The 26,057-nt window shown below is 47.2% G+C and carries 14 protein-coding genes and 1 other RNA gene; 7 read left to right on the plus strand and 8 right to left on the minus strand.

Annotated elements, in window-relative coordinates:
* Positions 1 to 105 precede the first annotated feature (105 nt).
* Genes HPS54_RS02570 through HPS54_RS02580 form a run of 3 tightly spaced genes read right to left on the minus strand, consistent with a single transcriptional unit; the run spans position 106 to position 4,601 of the window.
* Positions 106 to 2,244 carry a restriction endonuclease subunit S gene (locus HPS54_RS02570; RefSeq protein ID WP_253951910.1) on the minus strand — a complete coding sequence of 713 codons (2,139 nt, stop codon included), beginning with the start codon at positions 2,242 to 2,244 and terminating at the stop codon, positions 106 to 108.
* An 11-nt stretch (positions 2,245 to 2,255) separates the two neighbouring features.
* Positions 2,256 to 4,394, minus strand: coding sequence for a type I restriction-modification system subunit M (locus HPS54_RS02575; RefSeq protein WP_172343908.1), 2,139 nt, complete (start codon positions 4,392 to 4,394; stop codon positions 2,256 to 2,258).
* A gap of 12 nt (positions 4,395 to 4,406) precedes the next feature.
* On the minus strand, positions 4,407 to 4,601 hold the full coding sequence (locus tag HPS54_RS02580) for a helix-turn-helix domain-containing protein (RefSeq protein ID WP_032558290.1): 195 nt from the start codon (positions 4,599 to 4,601) through the stop codon (positions 4,407 to 4,409).
* Positions 4,602 to 4,646: 45 nt separating this feature from the next.
* On the opposite strand from HPS54_RS02580, the gene HPS54_RS02585 reads away from it, so the two are divergent.
* The 3 genes from HPS54_RS02585 (at position 4,647) to HPS54_RS02595 (ending at position 7,049) form a co-directional block, all read left to right on the plus strand.
* A complete protein-coding gene (locus HPS54_RS02585) occupies positions 4,647 to 5,006 on the plus strand; it encodes a hypothetical protein (protein ID WP_216653016.1) in 360 nt (119 codons plus the stop codon).
* Between the two features lie 109 nt (positions 5,007 to 5,115).
* On the plus strand, positions 5,116 to 6,186 hold the full coding sequence (locus HPS54_RS02590) for an ImmA/IrrE family metallo-endopeptidase (protein WP_172343910.1): 1,071 nt from the start codon (positions 5,116 to 5,118) through the stop codon (positions 6,184 to 6,186).
* Positions 6,187 to 6,191: 5 nt separating this feature from the next.
* A complete protein-coding gene (locus tag HPS54_RS02595) occupies positions 6,192 to 7,049 on the plus strand; it encodes an SDH family Clp fold serine proteinase (protein WP_172343911.1) in 858 nt (285 codons plus the stop codon).
* A 563-nt stretch (positions 7,050 to 7,612) separates the two neighbouring features.
* Here HPS54_RS02595 and HPS54_RS02600 read toward each other — a convergent pair.
* Together HPS54_RS02600 and HPS54_RS02605 are read right to left on the minus strand one after the other, a co-directional pair.
* Entirely contained in the window at positions 7,613 to 9,055 is a 1,443-nt protein-coding gene (locus HPS54_RS02600; RefSeq protein WP_172343912.1) for a sodium:solute symporter, read from the minus strand.
* A gap of 192 nt (positions 9,056 to 9,247) precedes the next feature.
* Positions 9,248 to 11,800: an SLBB domain-containing protein gene (locus tag HPS54_RS02605; protein WP_172343913.1), complete on the minus strand. Its 2,553-nt coding sequence runs from the start codon at positions 11,798 to 11,800 to the stop codon at positions 9,248 to 9,250.
* Between the two features lie 322 nt (positions 11,801 to 12,122).
* Here HPS54_RS02605 and ssrA point away from each other — a divergent pair.
* Positions 12,123 to 12,523: a transfer-messenger RNA gene (gene ssrA / locus HPS54_RS02610) on the plus strand.
* A gap of 330 nt (positions 12,524 to 12,853) precedes the next feature.
* On the opposite strand, the gene HPS54_RS02615 is transcribed toward ssrA, so the two are convergent.
* From HPS54_RS02615 to HPS54_RS02625, 3 genes are all read right to left on the minus strand, one after another.
* Entirely contained in the window at positions 12,854 to 16,408 is a 3,555-nt protein-coding gene (locus tag HPS54_RS02615; RefSeq protein WP_172343914.1) for a DUF5123 domain-containing protein, read from the minus strand.
* 273 nt (positions 16,409 to 16,681) lie between these two features.
* Positions 16,682 to 17,968 carry an MFS transporter gene (locus HPS54_RS02620; RefSeq protein WP_172343915.1) on the minus strand — a complete coding sequence of 429 codons (1,287 nt, stop codon included), beginning with the start codon at positions 17,966 to 17,968 and terminating at the stop codon, positions 16,682 to 16,684.
* 96 nt (positions 17,969 to 18,064) lie between these two features.
* Positions 18,065 to 21,895 carry a DUF4922 domain-containing protein gene (locus HPS54_RS02625; RefSeq protein ID WP_172343916.1) on the minus strand — a complete coding sequence of 1,277 codons (3,831 nt, stop codon included), beginning with the start codon at positions 21,893 to 21,895 and terminating at the stop codon, positions 18,065 to 18,067.
* A gap of 793 nt (positions 21,896 to 22,688) precedes the next feature.
* Between HPS54_RS02625 and rlmN the strand changes: the two genes are divergently transcribed.
* From rlmN to HPS54_RS02640, 3 genes are all read left to right on the plus strand, one after another.
* Complete coding sequence (gene rlmN, locus HPS54_RS02630; RefSeq protein WP_172343917.1) at positions 22,689 to 23,726, plus strand: dual-specificity RNA methyltransferase RlmN; 1,038 nt, start codon at positions 22,689 to 22,691, stop codon at positions 23,724 to 23,726.
* A 7-nt stretch (positions 23,727 to 23,733) separates the two neighbouring features.
* Positions 23,734 to 24,822, plus strand: coding sequence for a 4-hydroxythreonine-4-phosphate dehydrogenase PdxA (gene pdxA, locus HPS54_RS02635; protein WP_172343918.1), 1,089 nt, complete (start codon positions 23,734 to 23,736; stop codon positions 24,820 to 24,822).
* 220 nt (positions 24,823 to 25,042) lie between these two features.
* The gene (locus HPS54_RS02640) at positions 25,043 to 26,029 is read left to right on the plus strand and encodes a lysylphosphatidylglycerol synthase transmembrane domain-containing protein (protein WP_172343919.1); all 987 of its coding nucleotides are present in this window, start codon (positions 25,043 to 25,045) and stop codon (positions 26,027 to 26,029) included.
* Positions 26,030 to 26,057: the final 28 nt, after the last annotated feature.

Raw genomic sequence — 26,057 nt, forward strand, 5'->3', positions numbered from 1 at the left:
AATTACAAACAGGCTCTGCCTGAAGAGTCCAATGTAAATTCAACTGGCAAGTGCAAATTTACGGAAAGTTCTTTGAAAAGCATTCAATCGGTGTTGAATTCGCGTTTAGTTTTTTTCAATAGTGGTCTCTACGATTTGTATTGCTTCTTGCAACAAGCTTTTAGTTTCTTTTCGTAAGGAAAAACTTTGCTGAAGCATTTTAGATATAGTTACCTGTTCTGATGTTGGCAATATTGGAATTATCACATCTTCTATTTCTGATGGCTTCCAATGTTGAATGATAGAACCACCTGCATCTCTTTCTGCTTGCAATTTCACAACAAATGAATTGAGGATCAATGTCAGATAATCAGGAAGCACCTCTTTGTCTGTAATATTCAGATGAATAATTGCGCCCGAAGTAATAACATCAATAGGTTCCTCCACCTTGTATGCTATACCAACACTACCGTCCTTAGACAGGAGAATCGTATCTTTTTTAGGTCTAATCGTGTCCTTAAATTCTAACTTGTCCAAATAAACAGCAGGTTCAGACAATCCAAACTTAGAAAGGTCTGCCACTCTGATAAACGGAATTCCTTTTTCACAGTAAGCATCACTACCGGGTTCTATTGATTTGGATAATGTTGCTATTTGTCTTATTGTTTTTGTTTTGAACCGCTTTAACTCACTGAACAAATGGTCATATTTCGGTTGATAATATTCGGCATCCAATCTGCCACTTTTCAAGAAACTGTTTGATAACTTCTTATATGTACTAACTATCGATGTTTTTACATCAATGTCGGAGGTTATACCTATTTCTGTAAATAGCAGCCAAACTGCATGATTCCACTCCTCAAATGCGTTGGCTTGTAATCTATTGTAAATCAGTAAATTACCCCCCCCATTTTCTATAATAGTTTCTACCGTAAGTTTTGCATTTTCAAGTAATTGCACAGCCTCCATACGTAGTTCAATACTCTTTTGAACGTGTTTGGCTATCTCTTCTTGAACTTCCTTACGGATAAGTGGAACTGGGATTTTTTCAAACTCTGATTTACCAATGGCTGTCAATATCGTGCCCGAGCAACCTTTCTTCATCAGGTTTTGAATAGGCAATGATTTAAATAGCGTAAGTAATGTTTCGGGATTATGTTGGTGCGATTTCAGAACATAAAATCCTGTTGAACATAACGCTCCGTCATATTCATCCGTTACTAAAGCACAGCTATCAAGAGAACCTTCTATCGAGGATACTATCACATCTCCTTTGTGTACTATTCTACGAGCTCGTGTCGGTAGTTGTTCTCCTGTTAGTTCGTTACAGTCTGTTATCTCGCCCGATTTACCAATATTTGCGAGCTCAATGTACTTGTATTGTATGCCATTAGCTGGAGTATAGTTATTATCCTTAATGTCGCATACATTGCCAATAAGGTCGTAACCATTCGGATACGAGTGTACAAGTTCTATATAATCCTCATATTTGGGTAAATAGTATTCGGAATCGAAACGTCCTGTTTCGAGGAATGATTCTTTTAGTGTTTTAATGTTATATGCGTCAGGATTTGCAGCAAAATCTGTCATGCCTAAACATTCAAGAAGATAGGATTCTGCTTCGGAATAAGCCGATTTAGCTGATTGAAAGACTTTTTCTGACTGCCAAACAAGATTTCCAATAACATTTTCATTCTCTATACGTGGAATATCCAATGATTTAAGATATGAACAAGTTAATGTAGATTGTCCAGTTCCTCCTGTCTCCCCACGTAATACCATATTTTGTCCAAATTTAGATAAAATATACGCATTCAAATATGCTGCATTTATCTCCTTATTTGGGCGTACGATACCAATATTTCGACTAAATATGGCATTCTTTTTTTCTGTGACAAAACCAATCTTCCCGATTGAGCCTTTCCCTTTTAATGTTATTAAAGTATCTCCTTGCTCTAATTGAAAGCGAGATAGATTATTGTATTCTTGTTCTGATATAAAATCTGCATTTTCATAGATAACCCGACCTTGATTGATGTTACGCCCTGTTAAACAAGGAATTGTTCCCTCTTCGGTAAAAAATGGATTAGGTCCTTGCGTTATCCATGTTGTTACATCCTCTAATTTTTCTGTTGCAAGTCCATTCAACATACGCAAGATTTCCAAATATTGAATGCTAAAGAACTCGCTATCAAATCGAAATGTTTGATTGTCTATTTTTACTTCAGATAGTTTCTTTTCGCAGATTTCCAGCCCCTCTAACAAAGTCTTATACTTTACCTCGTCAAAGGGGCATCCACGAAAAAAGAGAGACGTTCTTTTTTGGCGAACTCGGCAAACGCCTCTGCAATTCCATTTGGAGTCTTGCCATCATGATTGAAAAGGTCGTGCTTCACAATCAAATGACCGTGACTGTCAAGCAAAGGAACATTATTACCATCTTCGTCAATCGTGTTACGATAGATTTTATCTCCACTGTTATCCTTGCTCGGTTCTTGCATGGTAGCGAAGAAAATATTGTAATCATCAACTTTAGGGCACAGTTCTTCATCCCATTTCTGCACAAAAAGGACACTTGTCTTTGTTCCTGTATGTGGTTTGAACACATTGCCATGCAAGCCTACCACAGCCAAAATGCGGCAACGGTCAGCAATATATTCACGCAATGATTTGTCGCTACTGTTATTGAAGCGTCCTTGTGGCAACACAATAGCCATACGTCCTCCCGGCTTTAAGAAGTCGAGATTTCGTTCCACAAACAAAATGTCACGGTTCATATTAGAAGCCTGTTTCAACTTGGTTTTGCGGAATGTACCATCGCTCATCTGATAGACTGTTTCGCCATTATTATTTAGTGCTTCAGGAAAAGTTGGTTCTCCTGCTACCACATTAGCACCTTGCGGTGCATTTTTCAATTTTTCCAATGAAACACTGCGACTTAAATCGTATTTGGCAAGAATACGACTTTCCTTTATATCCCCTGCAAACGGAGGGTTTGCCATAATGATGTCAAAGTTGAAATCTCGATTACTATTTTTGTCTGTGCGCAATTTCTTTAACTTCTTCCATCCTTCAGAATAAGTATCAGACCAAATTTCATCTTTTACAGTCTCATCCCAACGTTCATAGTCAAGCGTATTTAGGTGCATGACATTGGTTTGTCCGTCTCCTGCGATAAGGTTTAGGGTACGAGCCACACGTACAGCCTTTTCATCAAAGTCGATGGCAAAAACATTGTCTTGAACATAGTCTGTACATTCGGCAGGCTTTTCTTCCAAAGTAAATAAATGACTACGGTTCAGGTCTTTGGACTTGAGTATGTTTTCCCAAACATGGAATATCGTATGAACAGGGAAACCACAACTACCCGCAGCGGTGTCTATCATCTTTTCATCCACTTTCGGATTGAGCATTTTTACGCACATATCAATCACATAACGAGGGGTAAAGTATTGCCCTTTTTCGCCTTTACTGCTTTTATTGATAAGATACTCAAAAGCTTCATCTACCACATCCAGGTTGGAATTGAACAATTTCACATCCTGTAAAGATGCGACACAAACAGACAAGTGTGAGGGTGTGAGTAAAAGTTTGGCATCATCGGTAAAAACACCTTGCCATTTCTCTTTTGCTTTGTCAAATAACGCCTGTAATTTGTCTTTTAATTCCGTTTCAGTATCACCATAGTTGCGGAATTCTAAATTTCTGTCAGGCTTACGCCCGCTTTCCATTTCATCGAACAATTTGGTAAAGATGAGTTTGAAGACTTCTTCAAATACATCTACACCTGCATTTGCCAATACCTCATCTTCCATTTCAAGTATAAGGTCTTTAAGAGACTTTCGCTCATTTACCAACTTGTCTTTTTTGATAAGGTCAGCAATTTTCCAACGCTCGGAGAGTATGTGAGATAGTTTCTGGTCTGCACGAGGTATGCCACTTAAATCCTCAAAATAATTGGGGTCTTTACGGTGGTAGTAGGAAATCTGATGCCCATTACTCCATACACCGATTGGAGCACCTGTTGCATTGCAATAACTTTTCAGTTGTTCTTTTCCATCTTTCAACTTTGGTTTCTTGACCTCTACAATAATGTATGGACTTGTTGTTTGCTGTTTGTCAAAAATGACAATATCGGCACGTTTCTTTTCCCTACCGAATGTTACTTCATACTCCAGTTCCATTCGAGAAACAGGATACCCCAAATCATTAGTAAGAACCAATAGGTATAATTGGTGTACCACTTCTTCAGGAGTAGCCTTAATATCCTTTTTACGTACGACACACGTAATGTAATATTCCACTCCTTTCTTTGTTTGTCGTTCGACAATACGACTTTCCAACTCTGAAATTTGGGCTTCGGTAAATAAGCTGAGGTCATATTCCGAACCTTTAATTATATCTGTTAGTTTCATAATTATCCGCTGTTAAATTTTATTTGAAACAAGAAGTTCCCGAACATCAATATCCAAAATTTCGGCTATTTGATATAGGACATGGATGGGTGGTTGGACTCTATTTGTTGTATACAGATTAATCATATTAAAGGTCTTTCCAAGCCTGTTCGCCAACTCTGTTTGGCTAATACCCTTTGCATCCAATACTTCCTTTATTCGGTTCATACATGCACTATCTTGTTTAACGAGTGCAAAAATACAAAATTTTATTTGGTAAACGAGCGTTTAGCTGGAAATAATTCACTACCTTTGCACCGTATAACGAATTATGTAGGAATGGTTATTGAATATGACAACTCTAAAGAGGTTAAGTGTTATCGGGATTTCGTATTAAATCCCGATAATCGTAGCGCATCCAGAGCCTTTTCAAAAGTTTTTGGCGTTAATCTTATGGAACCTGCCAAAAAGTTACATGACAGATTAAAAAGATATGTGTCAGCTGGCGCATACAATATAGTATTTGGACAAACAGATAATCGAATAGAGCTTAAACAGGGGTGTGGAAAAAATGAGCCTTTGATTTTAAAAGTTCGAGTAGGACGGGGCCGAGAAAATTCTTTAACCACTTAATTGATGGACAAAATTTATTGTTAACACAAGACTGGCAAGGTGATTTTAACTCCATAACTACAATATACGTTATAGCAATAAATAATCACGATTATAATAAACTATAGATATGGCTGCACTTGAAAAAAATCCTGTATTAAATCCTCTGACATTACGTAATACTGTTGGAGGAGAACTTGCTGATATATTCGAGGCTCGCGGCATTGAGAAATTCGAAGAACTTGTTGGCGTTAAGAAATTAAGAAGTAAAGAGCGTTTATCTAATAAAGTCATTTTAAAAGCGGCTAAATTATTAGATACTCCTGACATTGTTGAATGCTTAACCAACCTTCAGAAAGAATATTTGGAAGAAAAGCCAAGATATATGGCTAATTACACTCAAGCCAAAAAGACATATTCTAAACTAAAAAAAGTATTGCCGTTACTGAGGGGTGAGTTTACTGAGGGATATGACATCCTTGATGATATTTTTGATTTCTTTGGTGTAGATTCAGAAAATGAAATTTTTGAAACATCAGAGAAACAAGCTACATTATTTCGTACCCAAAATAAAATGGAAGTTGACCCTATCAATCTTCATGCTTGGTTACATCGTGGTGAGCTTGATTTTTATGCACTAAATCTTCTTGATTATGATGAAGCCAAACTAATCCGATGGATTGAGGGTAGAGAATGGATGGCTCATATTGAAGATGTGGATTATTTTAAATCCTTGCCTGTAATTCTATCCCATTTTGGTGTCGGTTTGGTTTTTGTACCGTCATTACCCAAAACTGTTTATGGAGCAATACGTTGGATAAATAATAAACCGCTTATTCAAATTTCAGATAGGGGGCATGACTTAATATCTTGTTGGTTTACTTTATTTCATGAATTTGGTCATGCCATAAAGCATAAGAATGTTGAAATTTATGAAGGTGGCATAAACGAATCAAAGGTAAATCAAAATAAGAGGGAAAAAGAAGCGAATAAATTCGCTAATGAATATCTTTTTAATGGTGATAGTTTGCGGAAAGCTGTATTTGACCGCAAGCGTATAGGGCAATTTATGTCTGCTAATTCATTAGCAGAAGAGTTTAGCGTAAAACCCATATTTGCATCATATTGGTTATTAAAAGCTCAATATGCACCCGCTTTTCAACGTAGAATTCAAATTGATTTCACTTCACAATATCAATAATACTTATGGAATCACAATTAGAAAATAACTTAAGATTATTGTTGAATTCCAAACTGGAAACATTGGAAAAATATCTTGATGCTGATGTCTTGGTATATTATGGTCCAATTGGTAATTTGAATGAAAATGTATTTTTGAAATTGGTGGAAGAACTTGCTCAAGATGCCAACCGACATAAATCACTCTATATATTGCTAACTACAACAGGAGGTAGCGCCATAACTGTTGAACGTTATGTTAATATAATTAGACATCACTATTCAGAAGTAAATTTTATAATCCCTGATTATGCGTATAGCGCAGGTACTATTTTCTGTATGAGTGGAGATAATATTTATATGGATTATTTTTCTGTATTGGGTCCGATAGACCCACAAGTTCAAAATAAAGAAGGTAAATGGGTCGCTGCATTGGGATATTTGGATAAAATCAATGACTATATCGAAAAGGCTAAGCTTGGAACTCTAACAAATGTAGAATTTGCAATATTAAAAGACTTTGATTTGGCTGAACTTCGCAGTTTTGAGCAAGCGCGAGACTTGACCATTGACTTATTAAAGAAGTGGTTAGTTAAATACAAATTTAAAAATTGGACAAAGCATAGTGATGGAACGGATGTAACAGATGAAGAGAAAAAAGAACGTGCTGCAAAAATTGCCGAGCATTTAAGTGATAATAATGATTGGAAGTCTCATGGCAGACCAATTAACATTGAAGCTCTTAAAGTGTTGAAATTAAAAATAGAAGATTATAGTGATAATGTTGAGTTGCGAACAAAAATTCGCGATTACTATGAAACTATGTCAGACTATGTTCGACTTAAGGGTTTCCCTATCTTCATTCATGATAGAATTTTTTTGTAGTTCTTATGGATATAGAATTAGAACATTTGATAAACGAATATTCCGAACTTGAAGATCAATTTATCATTGACGCCAAACTTCGGATTGATTCTTATGAAGAATCAATCCGAAAACTATACATAAATGAGAACTCCCCAAAAAGAATAACGGTGTACCCTGAAGATATACCATTATACAAAGTATCCGCGAATACTAAATATTAATTTAACAGACGAGTGACCATGAAAGCAACTTACAGTAAAACGCAGCAATAGGTACGGTTGGCAATTCGTTACCTCAAAATCGGGTAATCTTCCCAAAGTCCTTATTATAAAGGGATAAGGATTATATTCCAAAATTACGACAAATAATTAAAAAACGCCTCCATCGGAGTTGAAAAATTGAGTTTCTTTCTTGGTCTTGTATTGATTTTTGCAGCAATTTCATCAATGTCTCTGTCCTTTAGATGTTTTGTAGGTGATGATTGGGGCATGTATATGGATTTGTTGCGTGTGGGGGTCCCACCGGATGAGAACACGACTTATTGTCAATTATCATAACCCTATGCTTTAGACACCGTAAAGTTATGTTTTATGATGCGTAACCCATAGGACATACTTCCCCGACATCCAAAGTCCGGCAAATGTTATCATGCCGTTTAAAAGAAGCAGTTCGTATCCGAACTTATATCCGGTGAGGTGTGATGTCATGGTGTCTATTACAAAACTTATTACAGGCGATGCCGTTGCGATGTATGGCACAAGACGGTCGGTGACGTTACGGTGCGTGAGCAGACCGAAGGCGAAGAGTCCCAACAGAGGTCCGTAGGTGTATGAGCAGAGAATGTACACGGCATCGATGACGCTCGTGGAGTTTACGGCGCGGAAAGTCATGATGAAGACAATGAATGCTGCGGCAAGTGCAAGGTGTACCCTGTGCCGCAACCGTTCGTCGTGCTGCCGACCCATGATGTCTACGCAACAGCTTGTGGTAAGGGCGGTAAGGGCGGAGTCGGCGCTGGAGAACGATGCTGCTACGACACCCAGCGTAAAGAGTACTTGCACCGCCGTGCCCAAAGTGCCTGTGGCGGCAAATGCGGGAAGCAGTTCGTCGCCTGCCGACGGTATTGCCGTGCCGGTGTGTGCGGCGAGATGCAGCAGCAATATGCCGAGACTGAGGAACAGCAGGTTTACGGGCACGAATGCCATGCCGCCGAAACAAAGGTCTTTCTGCGCCTCGCGCAACGTTTTGCATGTAAGGTTCTTCTGCATCATGTTCTGGTCCAGTCCGGTCATAACGATGACAATGAATATGCCGCTTATAAACTGCTTGAAGAAATTTTGTGTAGACACCCAGTCGTCGAAGACAAATATGCGGCTGTGGGCATCGGATGCCACTGTCGCCACCGCCTCCGTCAGGGTCATGTCCATAGCCTCCGCCACCTTTACGATGATGAGAACCACGGCGGCGAGCATGCACAGTGTCTGCAGAGTGTCTGTCCAAACAAGTGTCCTTACTCCGCCGCGCCGTGTGTATGCCCATATACATGCAACCATGATACATACGGTTGCGGCGAAAGGCATGCCCGTGTCTGCCAATACAAAACGGTGGAGCAGCATGCACGCAACATAGAAGCGGACTGCTGCTCCGGTGATGCCGGACAGCACGAAGAAACCGGCTCCCGTCTTGTAAGAACGGTTGCCAAGCCTGTGTTGCAGATATGTGTATATGGTGGTGAGGTTCATCTTGTAATATACGGGCACCAGGATGAACGCCACGGCTATGTATCCGAAGATAAATCCTATACATGTCTGCATGTACGTCATGTCGGTACGCATCACCATGCCCGGAACCGACACGAATGTCACGCCGGATATCGACGCGCCTATCATGCCGAAGGCGACGACATACCACGGCGAGCGCCTGTTTGCCATGTAGAATGTGTCGTTGTCGGCATGTCTGCCGGTGATGCGGCTTAATACCAGAAGGACGGCAAAATAAAGGGAGAATGTAAGGATGTATATCATAGATAAAGGGGAGATAGGGGAAGGTAAAGGGAAGATAAAAGGAGATAGGGGGGAGATAAAGGGAAGATAAAAGACGTATGCTTTATAATTTCGTATACAACTGTCGTCCTTTATCTTCCGTGGCTTTAGCCACATAGCTACCTCTTACTTCCTTTAACTCCTTGTCTTGATTAAAGACCGGTATCTTATGTCTTATTGCAGCACATTGGCAATCGTTGCGATCATTGTGGCGATGGATGCCACCGACGTGCCTATTGTCATTGTCTCGGCAATGCTCATCTTGTTTATTGCCTTTGCCGGTACTACTATTTCGCATCCCGGCGTGGGCTTGGCGTTACGACCTACCTTTGCCACCGTTCCGTTCATGTGTATGATGTAGGTCTGGCTTTTCTTTGCCTTGTTGGTGAAGCCGCCTGCCTGGTCTATATAGTAGCTCACCTTCTTGTTCTTTATGAAGCCCACGGTGTTGGGATACATCACCTCGCCGTTTATCTTTACCGTTCCGTTATACTGCGGCACTATAATCTTGTCGCCCTCGCGCAGCACGATATCCTCGTTGCCTCCCGGGTTTTTCATAGCCTTGTCCAGTTCTATTCCCACGTAGTATGTCTCGCCTATCTGGAACTTCTTTATCTTCTCGCTGTTCTCGAAGTCGCTCTTTATGTTGGCGTTCTTCATTGCCTCTTCCTTTTCGAGATCCTCATACTGTTCGCGTGCAATCTTCATTACCGATTCCATTCGTATACGTTCCTCGGGAGTGATGCGTCGCTCAAGGTGTGCTCCCTTTATGTATGCACGGTCGTTTACACCGCCTGCCGACTTTATGATGTCGCTGAGTCGTTCGGCTTTTTTAGACAATGTATATGTTCCGCTGAACATCACCTCGCCGGTGACTTCCACGTTCTGCTGTCTGTTGTATCCCGGACTGCGGCGCACGTAAACCTCATCAAACGGCATGAGCTTGAAGCCCTGCTCACCGTCTATCACAAATCCGTCTTTCAGGGCGAAGCTGTATGTGCGGGCTATCAGCGAGTCGGTGGTCAGCGCTTTGGGATTGATGATGCGTCTTGCCACGTCCACTTTTACGGTGGATGCAGTCTGTTTCAGTCCACCCGCCTGCAATACAAAGTCTTCGAGCGTCTCGTTGTCGGCATATTTGTATATACCCGGATAGTTTACCTCGCCGTGTATCGTTATCGTCTGTTCCTCCATCATCTCCTGTTTTGTTGGGATGAAAAGCACGTCGTTGTTCTGTATGGGCATGTCTGCCACCGTGCCGTTCATTATGCCTTCGATGTCTACCGGTATGACTTCGAGTGTGCGGTCTTTCTTCATTCTGTGCATCACGGCACGTGCAGTGAACGCCTCCTCGCGCAGTCCCTCTGCATTCTCGATGAGTGTGCGCACGCTGTTTATGTCGTCGCCCACCTGGTACATGCCGGGACGGAACACGGCACCTTTTATCTCCACCATGTTAGAGAAGCGCGGCAGCACAGAGTCTACACTCAGCGAGTCTTCATCGGCAAGGTGGAACGAACTCATGTCAAACTCGTTGATGTTGTATACCGAATATTCCTTGCCCGTCTTGCGTACAAGGCGCACCGACTTGCTGTAGGCGTCGCCCGTAAATCCTCCTGCATATTTAAGTATTGTCGCCACGCTCTCGTTCTTGCGCATCTCGTAGAACATGGGGCGCTTCACCTTGCCCGTGATGTTTACAAGGCAGTCGTACGGACCGACAACTATCACGTCGTTGTCGGCAAGGCGCACGTTGCCGGTCAGTTTCCCGTTAAGGATGTAGTCGTATATGTCGACCACCGTCACGAGGCGGTTGTTTCTGTATACCTTTATGTTACGCAGCGTACCCAGCTCGTTTGTGCCTCCAGCCATGTAAAGTGCATGGAAAACGGTGGCGAATGCCGACAGCGTGTATGTGCCCGGCGTCTTTACCTCGCCCATTACGTTCACCATTATGGTGCGTGTCTGCCCTACGGACAGCTTTATCTTCGAACTGCTGTACCGTGCACCCAGCTGCGAGCGCAGCTGTGCGTTTGCCTGTGCCACGGTCATGCCGCTGACATATACCGGTCCGAAGCCCTCTATGGTTACCGTTCCCTCGGGCGATACCGTCCCTTCCACGGTCTTCTGCGATGCGCCGTATATGTCGATAAACACCGCATCGCCCGGTCCGAGACGGTAGCTCTGCGGTGTTGCGATGTTCATTGCCGGTTCGAATGTAAGGCTTTTGTTGTTGAAGATGTCACGTCCGAAAACTTTTTTCTTGTTCTTCTCTTCCATCAGCTGCTTGAGCAGGGTGGCTGTGTCGGCGGGCAATATGTCCGTCATTTCCTCCTGCATCATCATGAACTCCTCGTCGTCCTTGTCGTATGTACGTGTCGCGCTGTTCATAGAACCGTCTTTTATACGGTATTGCGGCTTTTCAGCCTTGTCGCCTCCGTTGTTGCTGCGCAATCTTTTTGCGTCGCCGTTGTCGGCTCCTTTGCCTGCGGTGCCGAGCCCGGTGCCTTTTGTCATCCTCTCGTACTTGTTTCTTACACGCCGTATCTGACTGATGTCCACGCCGCGTTGCATCAGCTTTGTCACTATCTGAGCCTGTGAAGTGCCTGCCTCATGTTCTTTCATTACAAACTGTATGACTTGCTCGTCTGTCATAGACGACTGTGCCATGGCGTCGATACAGAAGAATGTGAGCAGTAATACCGTCAATAAGGTAAATCTTTTCATGTCTTATATAGCTGTTTTATTTATTCGGTTTTTTGCATTATGCGATATGCATGCCGCTATAATATAATAACACATAATATGTTATTTTGTTGCAAAAGTAATACATTTTTTAATAAATGAAGAATGGCTGTGCGAAGAATGGTGGTGCATGCCCCGCTGCTTGTTATATTTTACTTCAAAGTATTAATATTTGTTATCGTCAAGGGCGTGTCTTTGCCGTTTCATATAAAAACATCTATCTTTGCAAAGATATGTACGGGTGTATCTGCGTTTTGCAGCAGATTATCTGCATTATGATGCACCACGTCCTGCTCGATGAAATGGGGTTGACCGGATTTGACAGCAGGTCGGAATGGTACGTAAGCATGCGGAGCCTTGTCTGCCGGCTCCTTAATATCAGCAGTCAAAAATTTATCTGGCGAAAACAAGTACGCTCTCGCTGCCTGATCGAAGTACAGTAGATTGCTGGCTTTATCCGGACACCAGGTGACCGGACGAGACATCGCTCAAAAGCTGTTGTTCCGAAGCTCTTTGGTAAAGCGGTGCGGTAAAATCGGAAATAGTCTGTCTGTGCCCTGCCGGGCAGATGAAGTTTAAGGGGATAAGGTTGCGGTTGGTGGTTCGGGTCTTGCCGCAACTCGAAAAACGAAGTCCGGAATAAGCATGTAGAAAGCGTATGGTTTCCCTGTTTGGACGAGGGTTCGACTCCCTCCAGCTCCACAAATGTATTTAGAACAAGTCGGAAAGACTGTTGCAAGAAAGTGTGTCAGAATGAACAAGTGTTGATTTTGACACACTTTCTTTTTGTATATGTTTGAGATTGAGGGCGAATCTTAAGAATATGTCCCTACCGAGGATGATTGTTCATTTTGATATAGCACTATAATTATATTTAGACACACCCTTCTGGGTGATTTGTATAATTCGTCGAACTCATATTAATTTAAATCCATTCTGTGAATGTCCGCCTATTACGATTGAGGGATTGAATAAAAAAGCAGGTGTCCTTCGGTAGGGGACACCTGCTTTTAATGTTTTATGTTTCAGTCATTTTTATCTTATGACTTTCTTTCCGTTGTGGATATAGATACCCTTTTGTGTAGGCTTCTCTATGCGTACACCATTGAGGTTGTACCATGTACCATTGTCTGTATCGGCATCTGTTGTTATACCGTCGATACCCAGAGCTGTGCGGTATGCCTCTTCGGCAGCTTTCAGTGCTGCAAGTGCTGCGTCTATCTCCTCCTGGAACTCAGCTTCGGCAAGTGCCTTCTTTGCTGCGTTGATCGCGTCGAGCAGTGTTGCGCCCGGTGTTCCTTCTGAAGTGTCTGCGTTGCCGAGCAGTTCTGTTGCTGTTGTTATTTCCGCTTCAAGAGCCGTCTTGTCAAGAACAGGAGCTACGTATTCTGTGAGCCAGCGCGGGTCACCAGTCTGATATTTAGCCTGTTGTGTTGAGGTACCGATGTGGAAGTCACCGTTAGCGGCGTCTGCGAATGTCGGATCTGTAAAGAGTATCGTTCCGCTATTGTCATAGCTTGCCTCGCTTGCTGACATGTCTGCACCGTCCATGAAATAGGTGTTGTGTGCGAATGTCTTCTGTGCGTTGCTTCCGAAGCGACCTCCTGCAAGGCGGCGTATGATGTCCTTGCTGCTGTCAACCCAGATGTTGTTCTGTATGTCGAACTTCACGAAGTTCTGTCCCTGTATACCGCTGTAGTTACCCCACTGTCCTCCAGCACTGATAACCTTGTTGAATGTATTTGCGGTGTATGTCATGACATGGAATTCGGTGTTCTTGTCAAATCCGTAACGGTCAAGGCGTGCGCTGTTGTTGTAGCGTATGAAGTATTTAGCGAAAGCGTTGCCGTAGATTGTAGAGTTCTTGATTGTGACGTCTTTAGCACCTCCGCCCTGGAATGCTATGAGTGCCTCGTTCTTTACCGCCTCTGTTGCAAGGTTGAGCACGGCATTTTCAATTGTGAAGTCAACGACACAGTATTTCGTGTTGTTGTCGTAGAAGATGCTGTTCTTGATGCCGTTCACTTTCACGTTTGCAATCTTCACGGCACCTACACGGTAGTATTCGTTGATAAGTTCAACGCTCGGGGTCTTGCTCATTGTGATGAAAGCATCTGCAAGTGCCGATGCATCTACAGTAGCACCGTTACCGTTGATTGCAAGTGCTGCCGGAGCCTCGATAGTTCCGCTTACGGTGTATGCACCGTCTGCTGCAAGGTTTATTGTGATGTCGCCAACTTTGTCAACTTTTGCTTTAGCTTCGTTCAGGGCTGTCGTTATGTCTGCACCTGTTGCCGGTGAGATTGTTACAGGAAGTGCAAATGCCTGTGCAGCATCGTATTCTACCAACCAGCGTGGGTCACCTGTCTGATATTTTGCCTGTTGCGAACCTGCATGTATTGTGAAGTTACCGTTGGCAGCATCTGCGAATGTCGGGTCTGTAACGAGTATCGTTCCGCTATTGTCATAGCTTGCCTCGCTTGCCGACATGTCTGCACCGTCCATGAAATAGGTGTTGTGTGCGAATGTCTTCTGTGCGTTGCTTCCGAAGCGACCTCCTGCCAGACGGCGTATGATGTCCTTGCTGCTGTCAACCCAGATGTTGTTCTGTATGTCGAACTTCACGAAGTTCTGTCCCTGTATACCGCTGTAGTTACCCCACTGTCCTCCAGCACTGATAACCTTGTTAAATGTATTTGCGGTGTATGTCATTACCTGGAATTCGGTGTTCTTGTCAAATCCGTAACGGTCAAGACGTGCACTGTTGTTGTATCGTATGAAGTATTTAGCGAAAGCGTTGCCGTAGATTGTCGAGTTCTTGATTGTGACGTCTTTAGCACCTCCGCCCTGGAATGCTATGAGCGCCTCGTTCTTTACAGCCTCTGTTGCAAGGTTGAGCACGGCATTTTCAATTGTGAAGTCAACGACACAATATTTCGTGTTGTTGTCGTAGAATATGCTGTTTTTGATACCGTTCACTTTCACGTTTGCAATTTTCACTGCACCTACACGGTAGTATTCGTTGATAAGCTCAACGCTCGGGGTCTTGCTCATTGTGATGAAAGCGTCTGTAAGTGCCGATGCGTCTACAGTAGCACCGTTACCGTTGATTGCAAGTGCTGCCGGAGCCTCGATAGTTCCGCTTACGGTGTATGCACCGTCTGCTGCAAGGTTTATTGTGATGTCGCCAACCTTGTCGCCACCATTTACGATAGTCTCTTTTTCAGCGTTTACAAGAGCAGTGAGGTCTGCGCCTGTAGCTGCATCTATTGTGATTGCTTTAACCTCGGGAACTCTTGTTATTGTGATTGGCTGGAACTGGATGTTGTCGTTGTATCTGCCTATTGCACCTACCATGTCATAGGTCTTTCCTTCCACGGGTGTCTCCATTTCCAGGTAGAACTGGTTGTATCCGGCAACTGTAGCCTCACCTTTTGCGATAGTGAAGTTTCTTTTTGCATCGGGGGTTGTATATGTAACACCTTTTAGGGTGACAACCTTGTTGATGTTCTCTTCCGTTACGTCTGCAAGTTCGGCAACATCGTATGTAATGTTTTCCGATACACCTTCTACTGCAGTGATTTCTGTTTCTGCAACAACTTCGAACAGTTTGTTGTATATAGACACAGATCCTTTCCAGTTCGGAGTGATGTGCTTTCCTGCCTCTATTGTTGTTGTTCCGTTAGCGTCAAAGATAAGGCTGTGACCTGTTGCGTCTTTGATGAATATGTAGTTTCTTGTCTTTTCGCTTACGGTTACAGTCTGGTTGTTCACAACAACGGCTTCTCCCGTAAATACGAATGGTGCTTTGTCTGTAAGTGCGTTAAGTTCTGCTATTGTTGCGACTGTCGGTATTGCCTCGAACGTTTTCTTTGCAATACTGCTCTTGTCTTCTCCCTTAATGGCAATTGCCTGTATGGTTGTTGTTGCCTCGATGTTGAAAGCCCCGGTGTATGGTGTGCTTTCAGCAGTAGGGGGGGTAACACCGTCTGTTGTGTAGTAGATTGTTGCATCGGCTGTCTCGCATGACATTGTTATTTCCGTTGAGCCGATGAAAGGAGTGGTACCGGTGATGATTGGAGCAGCAACAGTTGCGACTTCACTTTCATAATATATGGTAACATCCTTTATGTAAGCACGCTTGGCAGGTGTTGATATTGCAATCTCGTTAATTTCCGTATTTCCGTCATAGTTTACGGTATATTCCGTAATGTCGGCAGTCAGTTCAGTAAAGTCAGTTTGATTAACGGTGATACTTTGTTCGCCTGATTTATACCACATAGCGTTAAATGTAACCTTTGTTGGTTTTACAGGTGTGGCAAGAGTCAAGGTTAGAGTTGCCGCGCTTTTGCTGGAACCAAGTTTAAGACCTCTTCCTGTCCGTCCGTTATAGACATTCGTTGCTTCTTTAATGGCAGAAACATATTCAGCACCATTTTCGATAATTGCATCGATTGTTGTAACTTTTGCACTGTTGTCACTGGCAGTGCCGCTTTCTTTGAACGTAATGACTTGCGTCACTTCCGCCGCCGATATTCCCATTGCAAAGAGCAAAAGGAATGTCCAAAGCGTAAATAGCTTCTTTTTCATAATGGTTAGTTTTAGATTAATAATATATATTGAATGTAATTTTAAATGGTATTTCCGGTTATTGTTTGATGTTGTTGACAATTTTATAGGTGAAGACGCATAGTGTTTCCAAATGTAATCATTTTAGCGGTAAAAGCCACGCGTTTAATTCTTTTTAACCAAAACGAGGCATAATGAAGTTACTTATTGTCATTATATGTTTATAGTAATGAGGGTGTGTGTCAGAATAAATAATCATCCACTTTGCAACAAATATTGAATTCTGGCATACCCTCACTCGATATTCTCCTTTTTGCCGAAGTTCGGATCAATCTTTATGAATGCCGATACGGCAAACGTGACGATGCAGAACAACATCACGATGATGAAGAATGCGCGGTAGCCTACGGCTTCCTGCAGATAGCCCGAGAGCAGTCCTGGTATCATCATGCTCAGCGCCATCAGTGCCGTGCACAGTGCGTAGTGCGATGTCTTGTGCTCACCCTGACTATAATATATAAGGTATAGCATGTATGCCGTGAAGCCGAAGCCGTAGCCGAACTGCTCTATGAACACACATACGTTTATGACGAGCAGGCTTGAGGGCAGGGTGTAGCTCATGTACACGTATACGATGTCGGGCAGTGTTATGGCGCACACCATGGGCCACAGCCACCGTTTCAGACCGTCGCGTCCGGCAGCCATTCCGCCAAGTATTCCGCCCAGCGTAAGTCCGATGATGCCCACCGTGCCCTGCACGAAACCGTATTCCTGCGGCGTAAGTCCCAGTCCGCCGCTGTTGGGACTGCCGACGAGAAACAGTGACGACACCTTGACAAGCAGTCCTTCGGGCATGCGATATAGCAGCATGAAGAGAAAAGCCACAGTAACCTCCTTAACCGGCATCTTTGTGAAGAATGTTTTTATGCTGTTGCCCAGTCCGGCGAAAAGACTCCTTATGCGTATCTTCTCCATGCCGCGGTCTTCGTCGGGTTTGGGCAGAACCATGCCGTGCCATATCCACAAGGCGATGAACAGTCCGGCGACGCCGTAGAACACAAGGCTCCACGAATATTTTATGCTGCCGCGGAACAACACCTGTATGTTGCCGGCAATCATCACTAATATTCCTTGTCCGAAGATTGTCGCAATGCGGTAGAACGTGCTGCGTATGCCTACGAACCATGCCTGGTGGTGCCTGTCAAGCCCGAGCATGTAGAAGCCGTCGGCGGCTATGTCGTGTGTGGCGCTGCTGAATGCCATTATCCAGAAGAAGAACAGCGTGCCCTGCAGCCAGAAACCGGTGGGAATGGTGAATGCCACGCCACCGAAGGCGGCACCGATGAGCAGTTGCATCGTCACTATCCACCAGCGTTTTGTCTTTACGACGTCTACCAGCGGGCTCCACAGCGGCTTTATCACCCATGGTAGGTACAGCCACGAGGTGTAGAAGGTTATTTCCGCGTTTGACAGTCCGAGCTGTTTGTAGAGTATCAGCGATACGGTCATCACGGCAACGTAGGGCAGTCCTTCGGCGAAGTATAGCGAGGGGATCCATGCCCAGGGGGAGGTTGTTTTCATTGTTCTATTGTTTTTTTAGGGTCTTTAGGGTTCTTAGGGTTTTTAGGGTCCTTAAGGTCCTTAAGGACTTTAGGGTCTTTAAGGACTTTGGAGACTTTAGTCATAAATCTTTTTTATTTCGGCTCCACGGTAGTAGTGCAGGAGGATGTTGTCGTACATGTAGCCCTGCGCACCCATCACCGCCGCACCTATCTGGCACAGTCCTACGCCGTGCCCCCAGCCGGCACCTTTGAGGACGAAGCGTTGCGGTATGCCGGCGCGTATGTCGTGCTTCTCTACCACGAAGGCACTGCTGTACAGATGGGATGTGCTCAGCGTGCGGCGTATCTCCAGCTCCTTGCCGATGGTGAATGTGCGCTTTGTGCCTGCAATCTCCAACCTGCTGATGCGTCCGCTGCGTCCACGCTCCACGGGGACGAGGTCTACGATGTCGCCCAGGTCGGTTTTCAGCTTTTCGTTTATCAGCGCTGCAATCTCCTCTTGCGTATATTCCACCTGCCAGCGGTAGAAGTCAGCCGTCTCACGGTCGTAGTCGTTGAGCACCTGCGACAGTATCTTCTCGTCTTTGGTGTTGCAGAACGCATCCGGACTGCCGCAAATCCATTCCCTGCATTCCTCCTCGCTCATGCCTTTGACGGCAGGTGCGCCCGTTCCCGGCAGCGATGCCGCGTTGTCGTGCACGGAGACAAGATACGGCTTGTCCTTGTCTTCCCAGCAATAACGATATTCCTCCGTTATGCCGCCGCAGCACTTGCTGAACCGGGCGTCGCATATCTCGTCGCCCGTCATCAGTATCATTCCGCGCGTTGCCCTCACTGCCTCTTCCACATGCCTGTTCGTCGCTTTCGTTATGCCCTGGTAGCGCTGGCAGTGGTCGTCGGCGCATACGTCGAATATGGTGTGGTCGTCGCGGTCGTACCAGCGTATCAGCTCGTCGTCCTTCTTTATGAACGAGAAGAAGCCGTTGCCTCCCGCCTGCTGCTGCCGCCGTTTCTCCATCTGTGCCAGCAGCCAACTGCGCGATATCACGGCGTGCGCCTTGAGGAACTCGAGCGACGACGTGGCTTTCATCTCGCTCGATATCACGCTGACGAGATAGTCTTCCACCGGCAGTTTGTTTATGGCGCATATCCTGTCCGCCTCCACCACCAGTGCCAGCTCGCCTCTGAATGTCTGCTTCTCCTTTCTTTCCCAGTGGAAGTTCACGCCTATGGTGACGTCGCATAGTGAGAACGACGAGCCGGCGGCGCCCGGCACGAAGTGCAGCTCGCGATAACGGTTGCCGCGCCACAGTATGCCGCCCTCGGAGAACTCAACCGTCTGCTCGCCCGTCACTGTCTCGTCCTTTGCCGTGTACGCCCCGTTGAGCGAGAAGTGTATGCTTTCGGCACTCACGATGCCCACGCTTACATGCGGCTCCTTTATTTCCTTTGTCGCGATGCGCGTTGCCGCGGTGTCGGGCATGCTCTTTTTTATGCGCCTTATTACCGCGTCCATTTCATCCTTTCCGAGACTCACCTCGCGCAGTATGCCCACGGCGTCGTCTGCCGTCATTCTGTCGAAGTCGGCGCGGCGCGGTGTTATTATCAGTCCCGCCATGTCGAGCGCCCCCGGACTTACGAGCATCTGCGCGTCGCCTGTCGCCGAGTAGCACGCCGGGCGGTGCCTGCGCCGTGGAAACACTACTGTCAGCACCTCGCCGTCGTTGCGCCATGCCACGATGTTCATCATCGGTTCGGGATGTCCCACGCCGTCGGGCAGCGCGTTGTATATTGTCTGGAACATGCGTTCGCCGGCATCAGCCGTCGTGCTGCGTATGAGCAGCGCCGGGCAGTGCCAGTCGGTTATCAGTGATATGCTGTCGCCCTCGCCGGCTGTCGCCACCGTCGTCAGGTTGCGTGCCAGCCGTTGCCAGCCCGTCTGCAGGGGCAACACGCCGCTTGTTCCTGCCTGGAAGTGCATGTGGTCGGGTGCGGAAGCGCCGCATTCGGGACCGTTGTAGAACACTGTCAGTTCGGGATACAGGTCGAGTATGCGCCTCATCTCGCCGTAGCTGCCGTCTATCCGTTGCGGACGGTGCGTGCGTGAGGGTATGGTGAAGTGCACGGGAAGTATGGGGAAGGGGTTTACAAGCAGGTCGAAGCCGTTGTCGATGTGCCTCACTATCTGCTCCGCGGGGCGGTTAGCCCTGCAGAGAAAACACGGTCGGCTTTCTATCGCCGCTTTGTCCGTGCGTGCGCCTGTGGATACCATGCGCGAGGGGTTGAACTGCAACTTGAGATCCATGCTGCTGTCGCTGCACGGCACCGGCTCGCGTGTCAGTACGCCGCCGAGCTGTCGGAAACGCTCCCTTGCCTCCCGCCATGTGTCCATCTGTCGGGCGAAGAACCTGTTCAGCGGATTGTCCTCCTGCACGTCGGCGCCGCCTTTCCTCATCCTTTGCCGCGCCTTTATCTCCATTGTGCGCAGGCGGTCTTTGTACAGGTTGTTGGCGTTCACCTTCCCGATGCTCAGGGCCGCGTCGCTGTTTCCCGTCCAACGGCGGCACAGATACAGTTCGTCGTATATTCTTCCTATCCGGTATTTGCGGCAGAAGGCGAGTCCCATGGCGTAGTCTTCGCCGTAACTTGTATTAGGGAACTGTATCTGTCGCAGCAGCGGTGTGAAGAAAGCCCGCGGCGCGCCCAGTCCGTTTATGCGCAGGGCGTTGTTGCATCCGTTGTCGTCGGTCCATTCGCGGTGAGCGATGAGTCCCGGCGGCAGCGTGTTGAGGTCGAAGTCGCACATCCTGTAGCTTCCCACTATCATCGCCGCGCGCTGTTTGTAGAAGGCGTCAACGATGCTTTGCAGCGTTGCGGGCGACGAGTAGAGGTCGTCGCTGTCCAACTGTACGGCAAAGCGCCCGCAACGGCTGTCGTTCACCGCCACGTTCCAGCATCCGCCTATGCCCAGGTCGGTGCGTTGCGGCACGATATGTATCAGTTGCGGTGCGTCTTTCATGCCTGCCGCCATGCGATGTGTATCGTCGACGAGACTGTGAAGCAGCTCCGTCGTGCCGTCGGTGGAGTGGTTGTCCACGACGATGACGTTGAATGCGAACGACGTTTCCTGCGACACGGCGCTCCGCACGGCGTCGGCTATTGTCCTTTCGCGGTTGCGCACGGGGATAATCACCGATGCCTCGCATGCGAATTCCTGCTCGCCGAAGTCGGGCGTATGATACGACGACGTGTCAACCAGCGCTCCTATGGCGGCGAGATGCCCCGTTGCGGCGCGCTCCATTTCTATCTGCACCTCGCGGTTTGCCGGGTTTACGTAGTCAAACTGCTTCACTCCGCTTGCACGGAGATCTTTCTCCTCCTCGGTGTACAGGTGTTCGTCGATGTGGAACAGGCTGCCGCGGCGGCTCAGTGCCAGTCGCATGTCGTACCAGCCCGCGTATCTGTATGCGGCGTCGTGCGTTTCGGCATACTCGCGCATGAGACGTGCGTTTATTAGAACGAGGCTTCCGAAGTCGAAGTCGTCGCGGATGCTTCCCTCCTGATAGTCTGTCACGGGGTGGCTCACGGTAGCTCCGTTTTCCACCGAGTGCCTGTCGCTGTAGACCATCGCCGCGTCTGTCTCGGCGGCTGCGCGCATCATGCGCTCCACGGCGTACATCCCGAATGTCAGCGCCGTGTCCTTGAGCAACAGCAGGGCGTAGTCTTCGCCGGCGTGTGCGGCAATGGCGCGCATCGTCGCCGACGAGTATATGCCGTCGGATATGATATATTTACAGTCGCCGGGCGCAGGATTGCTCTGGGCAAATTCGGCAGAAACCAGCAGATATATGTTGTGTACGAGCCTGCATTTGCGCAGCTGTACGGTCATTGTCTCGGCAGCCCGCAGGTCTGTGCACGGCATGAAACAATCTGTCTTTATTTTCATCTGAGTTTTTAAGATAAGAGTGTGTTAATGGTTACAAAGATAACGCTTTTTAATTAAGAATTAAGAATTAAGAATTAAGAATTTGCTGTCGCGGTGTGGGGATTGGGGCGTTTTGAGTTAAGAATTAAGGATTAAGAGTTGAGAATTGGGCGGTTCTGTGTGTGGATTATGGTGTTTTGGGGTATAATACGGGTGTGCGAAAAGTGACAGAATGACGCTTTTACGGCGATATCGGCGTCACTTTGATTTTGAAAAAGTGTCGCGTTTTTTTCTCAAACTACATCGCTGGGGATGCAACGCACGTGCCGCGCGAACGAAACGCACGTGCGAAAAATATTTTTGGATCGATCGAAAATTTTGTATCGACGCTCGAAAAAAGTCTATAGAGCGTGTTTAGGGATGCTAAATGGCGTCTTTACGGTCTGAAAACAGCATCTTTAGCACCCGAAAAGCGCCTATTTGGCTCTTTAAACGATATTTTCGCTGCACACTTTCGACGCTCTTTGCGTAACTGTCTGTATGATAATGATTTGCGATTGCACGCGAATTTTGGCGAAATTTGTGCCCGCCGGCATTATTTTCGCAAACATCGCGAAAATAAGCGGTCGTGATTTTGCAAAGTGTAAGCATGACATGGCGTTTCGCTTAAATAGTGTCAGCGCGGCGCCATGCGTGCGGAACCGTGCGCATATCGTTCGCACAGTCAAGGCATTGAGTGTCATTTATGCCGTTTTATTCGTCATTCCCGAAGATTTTCAGTAACTTTGCCGCATCTATAACGATAAGACGGAAAATGGCGGATAGAAAGAAAGCACTTCTCGGCATGTCGCCCGGCGAACTGAAAGTACTTGCCACACGGCTCGGCATGCCCGCGTTCACTGGCGGACAGATAGCACTATGGCTCTACAAGGGGCATGTGACGTCGATAGACGACATGTCGAACATCTCCAAGGCAAACCGCGAACGGCTGGCAGAGGAGTATGAAGTGGGATGCATGCCTCCGGCGGATAGCATGCGGTCGGCGGACGGTACGGTGAAATACCTCTTCCCCACCTGCGGCGACAAGTATGTCGAGACCGTCTATATCCCCGACAACGACCGCGCCACGCTGTGCGTGTCGTCGCAAGTGGGATGCAAGATGAACTGCCTTTTCTGCCAGACCGGAAAGCAGGGCTTCGAGGGAAACCTGTCCGCAGCCGACATACTGAACCAGATATACTCGCTGCCCGAGCGCGACAAGCTCACAAACATAGTGTTCATGGGGCAGGGCGAGCCGATGGACAACATAGACAACGTGATGAAAGCCACCGAGGTGCTCACGGCAGACTACGGATATGCCTGGAGTCCCAAGCGCATAACCGTGAGCAGCGTGGGCGTGAAGAACAAGCTGAAACGCTTTCTCGACGAGAGCGACTGCCACGTGGCGATAAGCATGCACTCGCCGCTGCACGAGCAGAGGGCGATGCTCATGCCTGCCGAACGCGGCATGCCGCTGGCGGACATCATCGCGCTGATGCACAACTACGACTTCAGTCACCAGCGTCGGCTGTCGTTCGAATACATCGTCTTCGACGGCGTCAACGACTCGCCGGTGCATGCCCGGGAAATCGTAAAGTTGCTCGGCGGACTGGAATGCCGTGTCAATCTGATACGCTTTCACAAGATACCCGGCGTGGATCTGCACGGGGCGGACGATAAGAAGATGACCGCCCTGCGCGACTATCTCACCCGCCACGGCGTCTTCACCACGATAAGGGCAAGCCGCGGACAGGACATATATGCCGCCTGCGGGCTGCTAAGCACGGCAAAGAAAGAACAGGAACTTAGATAAACAATATATGGGAAACAAGAAAATACGCATAGCCATAACACATGGCGACACGAACGGTATAGGATATGAGGTGATATTCAAGGCTTTCTCCGAGCCGGCAATGCTCGAACTGTGCACACCTATTATATATGGTTCGCCGAAGGTTGCCGCTTATCACCGCAACGCGCTCGGCACGGACGCCAGCTTCACGATAATAAGCAAGGCGGAGGATGCCGTGGACGACAGGATAAACCTGCTGACGGTATTCGACGAAGAGATAAAGGTGGAGCTGGGACATCCGTCGAAAGACGCGGGCGCGGCGGCTCTGAAAGCGCTCGACTGCGCCATGCGCGACTATAAGGCGGGGCTTTTCGACGTGCTTGTGACGGCGCCGATAAACAAGAACAACATACAGGGCGAGGGCTTCGACTTCTGCGGACACACCGAATATATAGAGGAACGCGCGGGCGAGGGCAGCAAGTCGCTCATGATATTGTTCGAGAACTCTCTGCGCGTGGCGCTCCTCACGACGCATCTGCCGGTGAAGGACATAGCCGCCGCCGTGACGAAGGAACGCATAAAGGAGAAGGCGACGATATTATTCGACTCGCTGAAACGCGACTTCCGCGTGGCAAATCCGCGCATGGCGATACTCGGACTGAACCCCCACGCGGGCGACGACGGGCTGCTGGGCAGCGAGGAAAAGGACATCATAGCGCCGGCTGTCGAAGAACTGACTGCCGAGGGCGTGAATGTCTTCGGTCCGTATCCTGCCGACGGCTTCTTCGGCAACGGCAGCTATCGTGCCTTCGACGGCATACTGGCGATGTATCACGACCAGGGACTGGCTCCCTTCAAGGCGCTTTCGTCGGGCAACAGCGTCAACTACACCGCCGGACTGCCCATCGTGCGCACATCGCCGGGACACGGAACCGCATACGACATTGCTGGCAAAGGCGTGGCAGACGAATCGTCGTTCCGCAACGCGATATATGCCGCAATAGACATCTTCCGCAACCGCGCGGATTATGACGAGCCGCTGCAGAATCCGCTTAAGAAGCTTTATCATGAGCGGAAGGACGACAGCGACAAGGTGAGGTTCGCGGTAAAGAGTTAGGAATTAGGAATGTGGAATTACGAATTAGGAGTTACGAGTTTGGAATTACGAATGACGAGTTGTCGCGCTGTGTGCGATTATCAGTTTAAAATTGTCAATGATGAATTCCAAATTCGTAATTTTTCATCGTGCGCAGCGCGACAACTCGTCATTCGTAATTCCAAACTCGTAACTACACATTCCTAACTCGTAACTCCACATTCCAAATTCGTCATTCAAAATGAAGCATCAGAACATATTCTTCATTCTCGGCATCGTGCTGCTGGCGGTAATGGTGTCGCAACTCGACTTTGCCGAAGTGTATGACGGTGTCAGTCGTGCAGGCTTCTGGTTCTTTGCCGTGATAGCTCTGTGGGCGGCGCTGTATGTCATAAACACGGCATCGTGGTACCTTATTATAAGAAGCGGCGGCGACGGGAAAGACAAGATAGGCTTCTGGTGGCTTTACAAGATAACGGTGTCCGGCTTCGCCCTTAATTATGCCACGCCCGGCGGACTTATGGGCGGCGAACCGTACCGTATAATGGAGCTGGCACCGAAGATAGGAACGGAGCGTGCATCGTCGTCGGTGATACTGTATGTCATGACTCACATCTTCAGTCACTTCTGGTTCTGGCTCCTGTCTATAGTCCTTTACGTCGTCACTCAGCCACTCGATGCGGCAATGGCGACGATGCTTTCCGTTATCGGCGTGTTCTGTCTGTTGGGACTGTGGTTCTTCGTCTCCGGATACAAGAAAGGCATGGCGGTAAGGATAATGGGCATCATAAGACATGTGCCGGGGATAAAGAAGCGCGTGGGGAGGTTTGTCGACAAGAACCGCGGACGCCTCGACGTGATAGACAGCCAGATAGCCGCCCTGCACCGGCAGAACCGCAGGACGTTTGTGACGGCGGTGGTGCTTGAACTGGTGTGCCGCTTCCTTTCGGCTTTCGAGGTGATGTTCATATTTATGGTCCTCATGCCCCACGTGGGATATGTGCAGTGCGTCCTTATAATAGCATTTACCACCCTTATCGCGAACATCTTCTTTTTCATGCCGCTGCAGCTCGGCGGGCGCGAGGGCGGTTTCCTTATGTCTGTCACCGGACTGTCGATGACAGTAGGTGCCGGTATATTCCTTGCGCTGATAGTAAGACTGCGCGAACTTGTATGGACAGCCCTCGGACTGCTGCTCATAAAGGTCGGAATACGTCGTGAAGGGTAATCAAAAACTGCACAAATAATTTGGGAAT

The organism is Xylanibacter caecicola (genome assembly GCF_013166515.1).
Classification (GTDB): domain Bacteria; phylum Bacteroidota; class Bacteroidia; order Bacteroidales; family Bacteroidaceae; genus Prevotella; species Prevotella caecicola.

Coding starts and splice junctions, on each gene's coding strand:
- HPS54_RS02575 (WP_172343908.1), bottom strand. CDS start 4,394: ATGAAACTAACAGATATAATTAAAGGTTCGGAATATGACCTCAGCTTA.
- HPS54_RS02580 (WP_032558290.1), bottom strand. CDS start 4,601: ATGAACCGAATAAAGGAAGTATTGGATGCAAAGGGTATTAGCCAAACA.
- HPS54_RS02590 (WP_172343910.1), top strand. CDS start 5,116: ATGGCTGCACTTGAAAAAAATCCTGTATTAAATCCTCTGACATTACGT.
- HPS54_RS02595 (WP_172343911.1), top strand. CDS start 6,192: ATGGAATCACAATTAGAAAATAACTTAAGATTATTGTTGAATTCCAAA.
- HPS54_RS02600 (WP_172343912.1), bottom strand. CDS start 9,055: ATGATATACATCCTTACATTCTCCCTTTATTTTGCCGTCCTTCTGGTA.
- HPS54_RS02605 (WP_172343913.1), bottom strand. CDS start 11,800: ATGAAAAGATTTACCTTATTGACGGTATTACTGCTCACATTCTTCTGT.
- HPS54_RS02615 (WP_172343914.1), bottom strand. CDS start 16,408: ATGAAAAAGAAGCTATTTACGCTTTGGACATTCCTTTTGCTCTTTGCA.
- HPS54_RS02620 (WP_172343915.1), bottom strand. CDS start 17,968: ATGAAAACAACCTCCCCCTGGGCATGGATCCCCTCGCTATACTTCGCC.
- HPS54_RS02625 (WP_172343916.1), bottom strand. CDS start 21,895: ATGAAAATAAAGACAGATTGTTTCATGCCGTGCACAGACCTGCGGGCT.
- rlmN (WP_172343917.1), top strand. CDS start 22,689: ATGGCGGATAGAAAGAAAGCACTTCTCGGCATGTCGCCCGGCGAACTG.
- pdxA (WP_172343918.1), top strand. CDS start 23,734: ATGGGAAACAAGAAAATACGCATAGCCATAACACATGGCGACACGAAC.
- HPS54_RS02640 (WP_172343919.1), top strand. CDS start 25,043: ATGAAGCATCAGAACATATTCTTCATTCTCGGCATCGTGCTGCTGGCG.